The sequence below is a fragment of the Geobacter sp. PheSNFMC genome (assembly GCF_059620965.1).
The window spans coordinates 1-12509 of sequence record NZ_JCAMRN010000090.1 but is presented as its reverse complement, the minus strand read 5'-3'; the positions used below and the strand labels follow the sequence as shown (position 1 = coordinate 12509).

Genomic DNA, 12509 nt, shown 5'->3' with positions numbered 1-12509 from the left:
GTGAAGAAGAGCCCGCTGCGGGAGTATGCCAACATCCGGAGCGGCGGCATCATCGCCGTGAACCTGGACGAGGGGGACAAGCTCATCGCCGTGGCCCTGACCGACGGCAGGCAGGACGTGCTCCTGGCGTCGAAGAACGGCAAGTCGATCCGCTTCCACGAAGGGGATGCCCGCCCCATGGGACGGGTTTCCCGCGGGGTGCGGGGTATGACCCTGGAGGACGATGACGTGGTGATCGGCATGGAGGTCATCAATTCCAGCGCCACCGGCTCCACCATATTCACCGTTACCGAGAACGGCTTCGGCAAGCGGACCGAGCTGGACGAGTACCGGGTCCAGTCCCGCGGCGGCAAGGGGATCATCACCATCAAAACCACCGAGCGCAACGGTTGCGTGGTGGACATCATGCAGGTGACCGACGAGAACGACCTGATGCTCATCACGGACCAGGGGAAGATTCTCCGGATCCCGGTGGCCCCCTTTTCGGTCATCGGTCGCAACACCCAGGGGGTGAAGCTCATGACCGCCGAGCAGAACGAGCGGATCGTGGCCGTTGCCAAGCTGGCCGAGAAGGATGAAGGGGACGAGGGGGTCGACAACGGCGATGACCTCCCCGAGGCGGAGGTTGTCGAGGAGTAGCCGCGACGGATCGCGACCCGCCACCGGTCTATGAGTTATTCCGGTTCCTGGTCTCCGGTCCCCGGTCCCCGTTATGGAACGACACCGCACCATCGACATGAGCCTGCGGGAGCGTCGCGATATCCTCGACCTCCTTGAACGCCTTAAGAAAGAGGATCTGACCCCTGCCGAGATGGACGAGATCGGCTCCTCGCTCCGCAAGGAGGGACGCCGTGCCCTTTCCCCACTTTTCCGGCGTTTGCGCCGCGAAACGGACCCGGAGTTGATCGCCCGCTACGCGGGGTTGTTGGAATTCTTCGAGGACGACGCCTGGCTCGACCAGCTCGTGGCCATCACCCTTGCCCGCCGCGACCTGGACGACGAGGGGAAATCGGCCCTTTTGTCGATCCTGAGCGAGTACGGCGTGGACGTCTCCTCGCCCCTCTTCACGCCAATCTCGGACCGGTCGGGGGGGCTGCGCCTCACCCTTCCCCGGCTCCTGGATAGGGGCGAGCGGGGGCTCATCACGTTCGTGGAGGGGCTGGTCACCTACACGCCCGAGGCCCAGCAGGCCGTGGTGCGCGAGCTGCCGTTCGTGGACGACCTGCGGGTTGTGGAGCTCTTCCGGGTCCTGCTGGGCTTTGATGAGCCCGAGACCCTGCGGACGGTCATCGAAACCCTCGGCCGTATCCGGTATCCGGAAGCAGCCGAGCTGCTGCGGGATTTCCTCACCGGTGCGCCGGACGCATACCGAGCCCCGGCTGAGCGGAGCCTGCGCCGGCTTGCCTTTCTGGGGTTCGCGCCGGCGGGCGAGGTTCCCGCTCCCCTTCCCTTTGAGGCGGCCTTTGCCGGCACCGCCGATGCGTCCGGCTTCTCCTGCGTGATGGTCGCCCGCTGGACAGGACCCGGCATTATCGATACCCTGTTCATGGAACTCCATGAGAGCGAGGGGATGCGCGACGCCTGGGGGTGGAGCGGCCTCTCCTCCGAGGGGTTCCAGGATCTGCTGCGGCACAACCATGTGGAGGACACCCTCGTGGCTGTGGATCCCGCCTTTGCGGTGCTGTTGGTGCGGGACGCCATCCAGAGGAGCATCGGGAGCGGCTTTTACCTCCCCCCCGAGTTTTACGTCCGCCGTTCGATTTTTGCGGGGGTAGACCTGACGCCGGCCGCCTATGAGCCCCCCTTCGGGGAGGATGACGTCGCGGAGGCCTGCACCCCGTCCCGGATCGCGGCGGGAGACGACCTCATTCGGGACTGGTTTTTCGATGGCTGGTTCATCTTCAACGAACGGGTCCGGCTCCTTGCCGATGAGTTGGACCGGCTGGAGGGGGACCCCTTTGGCCGGGGGGACGAAGCCGCGGTCGACCGGTTCCTGGAAAGCTGGTGCCGGGGCCATGTGGCACCGCGCCGGGAGCGGCTCGTCCGGCGCCTCGTGCTTGCCGCCGATCTGATGGCGCGCAGCGGCCGGGAGCGCCCGCTGGTGGAGCAGAGTCTGGCTGCAGCCCGGAGCATCCGGGAGGAACTGGTCCCGCTCCACCGTCAGCCGCTCATCAGGCGCTGGCTGCTGGATCTGATCGATATGGTCCGGGAGGCCCGGGCCGAGGGATACGAGTTCCCCCCCGCCCGGGAGGACGAGGAGTACGAGGGAGAGTGGGACGAGTGACGGGCAGGACGGCAGCACATCATCGGTTGGGAGTGGCGGACATGAGTGAACGTATCGGGGTGATCGGAGCGGGAAGCTGGGGCACGACGCTGGCGAATCTGCTGGCCCGGAAGGGGCTTGACGTGACGCTCTGGGCCTATGAGGCCGAGTTGGTGGAAGAGATGCGCGCAACGCGGGTCAACTCCTTCTTTCTCCCCGGCATCGAACTCGCTCCAGGCCTCTCGTTCACCAACTCCCTGGAGGAGGCGGCCGCCCGGAAGGACTTTCTGGTTCTTGTCTCCCCCTCCCAGGTGATGCGCGGAGTGCTGGCGCAGCTCGCGCCGCTGCTGCGTGCCGGCGTGGTGCTGGTGAACGCCTCAAAGGGGATCGAGCTCGACACCCTCATGACCATGGACCAGGTCTGCGCGGCGGTCCTGCCGCCGGAGGTCGCCCGGTGCTTCAGCGTCCTGTCCGGCCCCAGCTTTGCCCGGGAAGTTTCCCTGGAGATGCCGACGGCGGTGGTGGCGGCATCGGGCGATGCCGCCGTGGCGGCGGCAGTGCAGCGACTCTTCACCACACCGTCCTTCCGGGTCTACACCAATACCGACGTGGTGGGAGTGGAGATCGGCGGCGCCCTCAAGAACGTCATTGCCGTAGCGGCCGGGATTTCGGACGGTCTGGGCCTCGGCCACAACACCCGTGCGGCCCTGATCACCCGCGGCCTGGCGGAGATGACCCGCCTCGGGCTCTCCATGGGGGCCCAGGCGGAAACCTTCGCGGGTCTTGCCGGCATGGGCGACCTGGTTCTCACCTGCACCGGAGACCTTTCGCGCAATCGGACCGTTGGCATGAAGCTTGGGCAGGGGATGAAACTGGCTGATATCCTGGGAGAGATGCGCATGGTGGCGGAGGGGGTGAAAACCGCCGAGTCGGCGTACCGGCTTGCCCGCCGGACAGGGGTTGAGATGCCCATAACCGAGAAGGTCTACCAGGTGCTCCACGAGGACAAACCGGCCCGCCAGGCAGTGATGGAACTGATGACCCGCGACCTCAAGGCGGAGCGCTGGTAAGAGATCATGGGGCCTCGCAGTCCCTTCACACTGATGAGCGGTACCGTTCGTGTATCCGTGCCCGAAAGAGACCGGCAACGGTCTTGCTGAAGGGATTGCAATGAAATCGTTGCTCGCGATCCGCACAAAAATATTTCTCGCCATCCTGCTCATTCTTCTCGTTTCCTATTCCTTTCTCGTCGTTATCACCATTAGAACCATCGATTCATCCCTCGAGGGGGAACTGTCCCGCAAGCTGGCCGAACAGGTCCGGTATGCCAAGGACCAGTACACGAACCGGGCCGAGCAGATCCAGTATTCTCTCATGCATCCGGCCTCTGCGCCGCCCGTCCGCGAACGCATGGCCGCCCGCGACACCCCTTGGCTGCGGGATGCCGCCCGCCGCTGGATGACGATCCTCCCCTTCGTGGAGCTGATCGTGTTTGTGGATTCACGGGGGACGGTCATCGCCGGCGGGAACCAGTATCGCAGGGACAGAACGTTTGAGCTGACGCCGGTCGTGGAGCGCGCTCTCAGGGAGAGGCGTCCCCTGGTCTCCACGGAACTCGTGACAGCCGACTTCCTCTGCGGCGAAGGGTTGGTAAACTACTGCCGCGGGGGAGGCGCCGGGAAAACGGGCGAGGTCATGATGCTGACGGTGGTGGTGCCGGTCATGGATGCCAAGGGGGCCATGGTCGGCGCTTTTGTGGCCGGAGACATCATCGAGACCGACACCGGGATCCCGTCGCAGGTTCAGGAGGTTTTCGGCAGACAGGTGTACGTGGCCATCACCCACAAAGAGATCATCCCCCCCGACAGTTTCGGCAAAAGCGGTTCCCAGCCCATTCCTGCGCGGATTCTGGAGGGCCTCAGGCAAGGTTTCCCGTTCAGGGGCGATGCGGAGATCGGCGGCAAGGTCTACACCGCGGCCTTTGATCCCCTCACCAACAGCAGGGGCGATTTCGTCGGTGCCCTGGCCGTGGCGCTTTCCCGTGAAGACTTCAAAGGAGCCCTGCAGGGGAGCCTGGGCAACATCGTGGCCTCGGCGATCCTGGGCCTCGTGTTGTCCTTTGTCACTGCCTACTGGGTGTCGCTCAGGCTGACGAAGCCCGTTCGCGAGCTTGCGGACGGGGTTCGGCGCATCGAGGAAGGGGAGCTGCAGCAACGGGTCGCGGTCATTTCTTCCGACGAGATCGGAGAACTGGCCGAGGCATTCAACCGGATGGCCGCGGCCATTGACGAGCGCGACCGGACCATCCGGACCAAGGCCCACGACCTGGAAAACCTCAACCTCAAGCTCACGGATATGAACGAACTCCTGGAGCGGCGGGTGGATGAGCGGACCGCCGCGCTGCAGGTGGAAATGGGACGGCTCGAGGCGATCCTCACCAGCATGGCCGAGGGGGTCGCGGTGACCGACCGGGACGGGCGCGTCATCCTGTTCAATCCTGCGGCCCAGCAACTCTTCGAGATGGTGCCCCACCGCGTGGTTGGCCGGCCCATCCTGGACATCTGCAACCAGGGGGAATTCTGCCGGCTCGTGGAGCACATCACTTCCATGGGGGAGAACCGCGGCCTGGCAACGGTCAGGGAAGTGGATCTCGATGCCCGGGGGAAAAAGCTCAAGGTAACCCTGGCGCCCCTGGTCGATGGGGACGGGCACTTTGCCGGCGTGGTCATGTCCATCCGCGACGTGACCGCCGAGGAGGAGGTGGACCGGATGAAGACCGAGTTCATTTCCACCGTTTCCCACGAGCTCAAGACCCCCCTCACCTCCATCAAGGGATCGCTCCAGTTGATCGTTGACAAGAGCAGGGGCTTTGCCGATGTGGAAAAGGAATTGCTCAGCGTCTGCCTCCGCAACACCGAGCGGCTCATCAGGCTGGTCAACGACATCCTCGATATTGCCAAGATCGAATCGGGCAAGATGGAGTTTGCCCTTTCACCCCACTCGCCGGCTGAGCTGGTGGAGTGGTCGGTGCGGGAGCTGGGGGGATTTGCGCGGGAGCACGGCGTGACGGTCGTCAACGAGGTGTCGGCCGATCTGCCCGCCATATACGGGGACGGTGACCGGCTGGGGCAGGTGCTGACCAATCTCATTGCGAATGCGGTGAAATTTTCACCCCGGGGAGCAGTGGTAACCATCTCTGCCGAGCAGAGCGACAACTTTGTCGCCGTTTCGGTCAAGGACCGCGGGCGTGAGATCCAGTGGGCCGACCGGGGAAAACTCTTCAAGCGGTTTCAGCAGATCGACAGCGGCGACCGGCGGCAGCACGGCGGCACCGGCCTGGGGCTTGCCATCTGCAAAGAGATCGTCGAGCGGCACCACGGCAGGATTTTCTACTCCGAAGGAATCGGCGGAGGCAACGTGTTCACCTTCACCGTTCCCATCCACGAGGGAGAGCCATGAGCGGCTACAAGGTATTCATCGTCGACGACGAAGCGGATATCGCCCTCATCCTCAAGCTGCAGCTTGAGGATGCCGGCTATCTGACCCTGCGGGCGCGGGACGGAGTCGAGGCCCTGGAAGCTCTCGAGCGGGAGAGCTTCGATCTGGTATTGCTCGACATCCGCATGCCGCGCATGGACGGTATCGAGGTTCTGGAGCGGATACGGGACCGGTGGCCCGACCTGGTGGTGATCATGATGACCGCCCACGGGAGCGAGGACATCGCCGTGGAGGCCATGAAAAAGGGAGCGGTGGATTACATCTCCAAGCCCTTTTCCTCCGATGACATGAAAAAGCGGGTGGAGCGCGCCATCCAATTCAACCGGACCAAGCTCGAAAACGAGCGGCTGCAGCGGGTGCTCGACGAGGAGCGGCGGAAGATGGGGGCGATCCTTCGGGGGATGGCTGACCTTCTCGTGGCGGTTGACCGCGAGGGGAAGATCATCACCATCAACCGGGCGGCCGAAGAACGCTTCGGCATTGCAGCCGGCGGAGTACAGAACCAGCCGGTTGAGCTTCTCCTGAAAACCGATATCCCGGCTGAGCGGCTCCCCTGCCGCGTGGTGCTGGCCACCGGCGACCCCTGCCTCGACGTGACCTATGCCGTGCAGGCGGGCGGCGGCATGATCCCGGTCCTGTCCAGCGCCACCCCCCTCAAGGGGGCTGATGGGGAAATGATGGGATGCGTGGAAATCATCCGGGACATCTCCACCCTCAAGGCCCTTGAAAGGGAGCGCGAGGATTTCGTCTCAATGCTTTCCCACGACCTTAAGACCCCCATCACCGCCGTGGTCGGCTCCATCGACCTGGTGCGGGAGGGGCGGATCGGCCCGGTGAACGCCGAGCAGCGCTCCTATCTGGATTCGGCCATGGAGAGCTGTGCCGAGATGGTGGACATGATCGACACGCTGCTCGACGTCCACCGGTTCGAGGCGGGGCGAATGGTCATGGCGGCCCGGCGCGAAGACCTGGGACCGCTCATGGCCCGGACCCTGGGGCGTTTCGACTCCGTGGCCCGGCGGGCGGGCATTGCCCTGGTGCTGACGCTCCCCGACCATCCCCTGGCCCTGTCGCTGGATCGCAACCAGTTCGCCAGACTCATGGGCAATCTCATTGCCAATGCCATCAAATTCACCCCCGAGGGGGGAGAGATCGAGGTCAGCGCCCGGTGTCTGGGCGACCCGGCGGAACTGGCGGGCCGCATCCCCCGGGAAAGCTATCCCGATGTGCCGCTGCCGCCGCTGAAACCCCACCTGCTCATCACGGTGCGGGACACGGGGGTCGGCATCCCGGCCGATTCCCTCGCCAGCATCTTCGACCGCTTTGTCCAGGCCCGTAACCGCAGGCTGGGAAAGTCGACCGGCACGGGGCTCGGCCTGGCCTTCTGCCGCAAGGTGATGGATGCGCACCAGGGTTTCATCTGGGCAGAGAGCGTCGAAGGGGAAGGCAGCGCCTTCCACATGCTATTCCCCCTCGCGGACGAAGAGTACGCGACGGCGGGAGGGTAACGCGGCATGGACAACGGGCATCGCTGTGCTCCCCGGCGGATTGCGGGCATCTACCTGGTGGTGGGGATGCTCTGGATTCTCTTTTCCGACCGCATCCTGACGGGGATCGCACCGGAAGCGGCGCAGCTCACCCGACTGCAGACCGCCAAGGGGTGGTTTTACGTGGTAGCCACCGCCGGACTGCTCTACTGGCTCGTCCGCCGCTACGCGCTGAGCGCTGAACGGGCCGAGGACGAGCTGCGCGTCCGCAACGAAGAGCTGTGCATGGTGGAAGAAGAACTGCGCCAGCAACTGGACGAGTATGAAAAGAGCCAGATGGAGCTCCACGAAACAAACCAGGCCCTGCGGGAGTCAGAGGAGCGCTATCGCCTTCTGTTTGCCAGTAATCCCCACCCCATGTGGGTGTATGACATGGAGACCCTGGCCTTCATGGAGGTGAACGACGCGGCGGTTGCACACTACGGCTACACGCGCGAGGAATTCCTCGCCATGACCATCCGGGATATCCGTCCATCCGCCGATGTTGCGGCCCTTGAAGAGAGCGTGGCCAAGGCGCGGCGCTGCCCCGGCCTCGATCTGGCCGGTGTCTGGTGCCACCGGAAAAAGGACGGAGCCGTCATGGCGGTGGAGATCACGTCCCATCCCCTTGATTTCGGCGGTCGGCCCGCCGAGGTGGTGCTGGCCAATGACGTGACCGAGCGGATCAGGGCCGATGAAGAGATCCGCCGCCTCAACGCCGAGCTGGAGGAACGGGTGGAGGCGCGCACCCGGGAGCTGCAACGGGCGAATCGCGAGCTGGAGTCGTTCAGTTACTCCGTTTCCCATGACCTGAGGGCGCCGCTCAGGCACATCGACGGCTTCAGCAGGATGCTGGCGGAGGATTACGGGGGGCGGATCGATGCCGAGGGAAAGGGATACATCCAGAGAATCAGGTCGGCTGCCCAGCGCATGGAACGCCTCATCGACGACCTGCTCCAACTGGCCAACGTGAGCCGGAGCGAGCTGGAAAGACGCCAGGTGAACCTGAGCGCGCTCGCCCAGGTGATCGGCCTGGGGCTGAAGCAGATCGAGGGGCGGGAGGATGCGACCCTGCGCATCGCGGAGGGGGTCACGGCGTTCGGCGACCCGCGGCTGCTGCGGGTCGTGCTGGAAAATCTCCTGAGCAACGCATGGAAGTATACCGGCAAGCGCGCCGGAGCCGTCATCGAGTTTGCCGCCGAGGAACAGGGCGGGCGGCCCGTCTACCTGGTCCGGGACAACGGGGTCGGTTTCGACATGGCCTTTGCGGGCAAACTCTTCACCCCCTTCCAGCGCCTGCACAGTGCCGACGAGTTCGAGGGGACCGGCATCGGCCTCGCCACGGTGCGCCGCATCGTGGAGCGGCACGGCGGTACCGTCTGGGTCGAGGCGGCCCCGGACCACGGCGCCACATTTTACTTCACCCTGGGCGAGGAAGAACGCCTCGCCCGGAATTCCGACAAAGAGGACGGGACAACCCCATGACCGAAAAGAAACTGCGGCTGCTTCTCGTGGAGGATAGCGAGGATGATGCCCTGCTGCTCCTCAACGACCTGAAACGCGGCGGCTACATCGTGGAGCACGAGCGGGTCGAAACCGCGGCTGCCATGCGCGAGGCACTGGTGAAGCGGGAGTGGGACATCGTTATCTCCGATTACCGCCTGCCCCAATTCAGCGCGCCGGCAGCCCTTCAGATCCTCAAGCGCAGCGGTCTCGACCTCCCCTTCATCATCGTGTCGGGAAAGATCGGCGAGGACATGCTCGTGGACGCCATGCGCGCCGGCGCCCATGATTACCTCATGAAAGGCAACCTCTCCCGCCTCATTCCGGCAGTGGACCGGGAAATCCGCGAGGCATCGGAGCGCCGGACCCGTCGCCGGGCCGAGCGGTCCATCCGCCAGGGCAAGATCGAGTGGGAAGCCGCCTTCGACGCCGTGTCGGACATCGTGGTCCTGACCGATCCCACCGGCACCATCATCCGCTGCAACAGCAAGCTGATCCAGTACTTCGATACCACCTACAACGACGTGATCGGCACAAACATCAGCGAGCTCTTTTACGGCAACGATCCTGCCGGCGAAAGCATTTTCAACCTCTGTGCCGATCTCAAGGCGGACGAGGACGATGTCCGCTTTCCCCGGCTGCGCGGGTGGTACAATGCCGCCTGCTATCCCATGCACCCCACCGAAAACGAACACGGCTACGTCTATGTGATCAAGGACATCACCAAGCGCAAGCGGATGGAAGAGGAGAAAAAGCTCACGGACCGGGAGCTCCTCACCCTCTATGCCGTGGCCTTTCGCCTCAATTCCCAGCGGGGCTCCAAGCGGATCATGGTGGATCTCCTCTCCCAACTGCACCAGATGCTCCAGATCGACTGGTCCTGCATCCACCTTATGGAGAGGGGAAGCCTGCGCCTCAGCGCCTGGCTGGGGCTGTCGCGGGAGTTTGCCGAGTCCTTCGGCTCCCTGTCGCGCGGGCTCACCTGGGTCAAGGACGTGCTCGACGGCAAAAGCTTCAAGGCCGCCGGGATCGCCGGCCATTTCGGCCCGGAGGCGGAAGCGGCCGCCGAAGCCATGGGCATGGGAGCCTGGTGCGCCCTCCCCCTCAAGATCGGCTCCGGCGTCCTGGGCACCCTGTTCGTGGCCCATCGCCCCAACCGGGAATACACCGACCGGGAGGTGTTCCTCCTCAATTCCATTGCCAACCAGATGGCGGTTCTCATCGAGAACCACACCCTCTACGACCGGATGAAGGAAAAGAACGAGGAGTTGGTCCGCAGCCGCAAGGCCCTCAAGGAGAACCTGGAAGAGGTGAAGCGGGCGAACATCGAGCTGGGACGACTGAATGCCTCCAAGAACAGCTTCATCGGCATGGCCTCCCACGAGTTGAAGACGCCGCTCACCTCCATAATGGGGGGATTGCAGTTTCTCCTCTTCTACAGCGACATCCCCATGACCCCCGAGCAGAAGGAGATGATGCAGTCGGTGTACGAAGGGGTGACCCAACTCAAGGGGATCGTGGACGATCTCCTCTCTATCTCCCGGATCGAGGCCAAGGGGTTTGCCGTCCATACCCGCCCCGTGAAGCTGTCGGATCTTTGCCAGGAAGTACGGCAGACCCTGTTGCTCCCCCTGTCCGAGCGGGACATCCGGCTGGAAATCGCCGACGATCCCTGCCGCGTACCGGCGGACGAGGGCTTTTGCCGCCTCGCTGTCCGCAACCTGATGGAAAACGCCATCAAATTCACCCCCGACGGAGGACGGGTCGCCATTGCCGGCCGCCTGGTCACCCTGGAGGAACTCACGGTGGAAGAGGAACTGCTGCGCCCGTTCTATCGGGATTTTCCCGCCACTATTGAGGGGCATCCCGGGTTCTACCGCCTCGACGTGGCCGACACGGGGATCGGGATTCCTCCTGACGAGGCGGTGCGGATCTTCGAGAAATTCTACGGCGTCGGCGACATCGAATACCATTCGTCCGGCAAGACCGGCTTCATGTCCAAGGGGTCCGGGCTCGGCCTCTCCATTGTCAAGGGGATCATGGACGCCCACGGCGGCATGGTCTGGGTGACGCCGGGCGAGGGGGGCACGGGGAGTGTCTTCTCCCTCCTGTTCCCCATGGACAACACCTGCGTCGTCCCCTCCCGGGGCGAGGCGAGGTAACGGGCGCGTGCCTGCCGCCCTCTCGCTGCACGAGCTGACCAAGCGCTACGGCACCCTCACGGCCGTGGACCGCTTCTCCCTGGAGGTCGAACGGGGTACCATCTTCGCCCTGCTGGGCCCCAACGGCGCCGGCAAGACCACCATCATCCGCATCATCACCACGATCCTCCGCCCGGACAGCGGCACGGCCCTGGTGGAGGGATTCGACGTCCAGCGCCAGGGACGGGAGGTGCGCCGGCTTATCGGCGTGGTGCCCCAGGACAACAACTTGGACCGCTACCTCACCGCCCGGGAAAATCTGGTCATGCAGGCCCGGCTCCACGGCATGCCGCCGGCGGAAACCAACCGGCGGGTTGACGAGCTTCTGGAGCTCGTGGGGCTCTCCGGGCGGCGCAACGATTTCCCCGACACCTTTTCCGGCGGCATGCAGCGCCGGCTCGTGGTGGCGCGTGCCCTCGTGCACCGGCCGAAGGTCCTCTTCCTCGATGAACCGACCACGGGGCTTGACCCCCAGTCGCGGCGCGCCGTCTGGGACTATGTGGCTTCCCTCAAGGATGCCATGACCATTTTTCTCACCACCCACTACATGGATGAGGCCGACGCCCTCTGCGACCGGATCGTGATCATGGACCACGGCCGGCTGCTGGTGGACGGGAGCGCTGCCCAGCTCAAGGAACGGATGGCCCATGCCCACCACTACGAGCTCCAGTTCCGGGCCCATGCCGACCGTTACGAAGCAATGCTGAAGGGGTTCCCCTTTGTCCGGTCCCTCCAGCGCATGGACGACCTGTTCCGCCTCTCGCTTGCGGGCGAGGAATTCCTCAAGCCCCTCATGGATGCCATCGGCACCGAGGACATCCGGAAGGTCTGCCTCCGGGAGCCCACCCTGGAGGACGTCTTCATCGAACTGACGGGTCGTGACGTGCGGGAATGAGAGCGGGCGGGGCAACGGCGGGAAATATGGAAGGGGGGGCATGGCGCCCCCCTTTTCTGTTCAGCGGGATGTGAGCTGGGCAATGGCCTCGCCGGCCGTGCGGTTGGCGGCGGCCACGCAGTCGTTGAGGCCGATGCCCCGGTAGGAGTTGCCGGTGAGGAAAAGCCCCGGCAGGGAAGCGGCCCCCTGCTCCAGGGCGGCCACCCGCCTGGCGTGCCCCACGGTGTACTGGGGAATGGCCTGGTGATGGCGGAAGATGCGGACGAATGAGGGAGATGCCGTGATGCCCATGATGGTGGCAAGGTCATTCTTCACCCGTGCAGTGATCTCCTCGTCGCCCAGGTTGACGTATTCGGGGAAGCAGGCCCCCCCCATCATGCTGCGCAGGAGGACCTGCCCCTCCGGCGCCCGGTTCTCGAAGATGCTCGAATCCCAGAGCGTGCCCAGGGTGTTCATCCCCTCCTCCTTGGGAATGAGATAACCGAATCCGTTCAGGTCGTGGGCGATCCGCTCCCGGTCATACCCGAAGCAGACAACGGTCATGGTGGCGTAGGGGATCTGCCGGAGGACGCCGGCCATGGCGGCGTCCACTCCCTGGATGATGGAGGCGGTGGCGTAGGCTG

At 64.6% G+C, this 12509-nt stretch carries 9 protein-coding genes; 8 read left to right on the top strand and 1 reads right to left on the bottom strand.

Annotated features, from left to right (window positions below):
* The 8 genes from AC6CDK_RS16420 to AC6CDK_RS16385 form a co-directional block, all read left to right on the top strand.
* Positions 1 to 639 (top strand): DNA gyrase C-terminal beta-propeller domain-containing protein (locus AC6CDK_RS16420; RefSeq protein WP_496639919.1); only part of this gene is annotated, 639 nt, incomplete at its 5' end.
* 73 nt (positions 640 to 712) lie between these two features.
* A complete protein-coding gene (locus tag AC6CDK_RS16415) occupies positions 713 to 2284 on the top strand; it encodes a HEAT repeat domain-containing protein (RefSeq protein WP_066356653.1) in 1572 nt (523 codons plus the stop codon).
* Positions 2285 to 2325: 41 nt separating this feature from the next.
* Positions 2326 to 3333: an NAD(P)H-dependent glycerol-3-phosphate dehydrogenase gene (locus tag AC6CDK_RS16410; RefSeq protein ID WP_039647520.1), complete on the top strand. Its 1008-nt coding sequence runs from the start codon at positions 2326 to 2328 to the stop codon at positions 3331 to 3333.
* Between the two features lie 100 nt (positions 3334 to 3433).
* The gene (locus AC6CDK_RS16405; protein WP_039647521.1) at positions 3434 to 5722 is read left to right on the top strand and encodes an ATP-binding protein; all 2289 of its coding nucleotides are present in this window, start codon (positions 3434 to 3436) and stop codon (positions 5720 to 5722) included.
* The gene (locus AC6CDK_RS16400) at positions 5719 to 7269 is read left to right on the top strand and encodes a hybrid sensor histidine kinase/response regulator (protein ID WP_039647523.1); all 1551 of its coding nucleotides are present in this window, start codon (positions 5719 to 5721) and stop codon (positions 7267 to 7269) included. The genes AC6CDK_RS16405 and AC6CDK_RS16400 overlap by 4 nt, the downstream gene beginning before the upstream one ends.
* A gap of 6 nt (positions 7270 to 7275) precedes the next feature.
* Positions 7276 to 8772 (top strand): sensor histidine kinase, encoded by a 1497-nt coding sequence (locus AC6CDK_RS16395; RefSeq protein ID WP_039647525.1) that lies wholly within the window; start codon positions 7276 to 7278, stop codon positions 8770 to 8772.
* The gene (locus AC6CDK_RS16390) at positions 8769 to 10952 is read left to right on the top strand and encodes a hybrid sensor histidine kinase/response regulator (protein ID WP_192905828.1); all 2184 of its coding nucleotides are present in this window, start codon (positions 8769 to 8771) and stop codon (positions 10950 to 10952) included. Before AC6CDK_RS16395 ends, AC6CDK_RS16390 begins: the two co-directional genes overlap by 4 nt.
* Before the next feature lie 7 nt (positions 10953 to 10959).
* Positions 10960 to 11886 carry a daunorubicin resistance protein DrrA family ABC transporter ATP-binding protein gene (locus AC6CDK_RS16385; protein WP_039647529.1) on the top strand — a complete coding sequence of 309 codons (927 nt, stop codon included), beginning with the start codon at positions 10960 to 10962 and terminating at the stop codon, positions 11884 to 11886.
* A gap of 60 nt (positions 11887 to 11946) precedes the next feature.
* On the opposite strand, the gene hemG is transcribed toward AC6CDK_RS16385, so the two are convergent.
* A partial coding sequence (gene hemG, locus AC6CDK_RS16380) for a protoporphyrinogen oxidase (RefSeq protein ID WP_496639918.1) occupies positions 11947 to 12509 on the bottom strand: 563 nt, incomplete at its 5' end.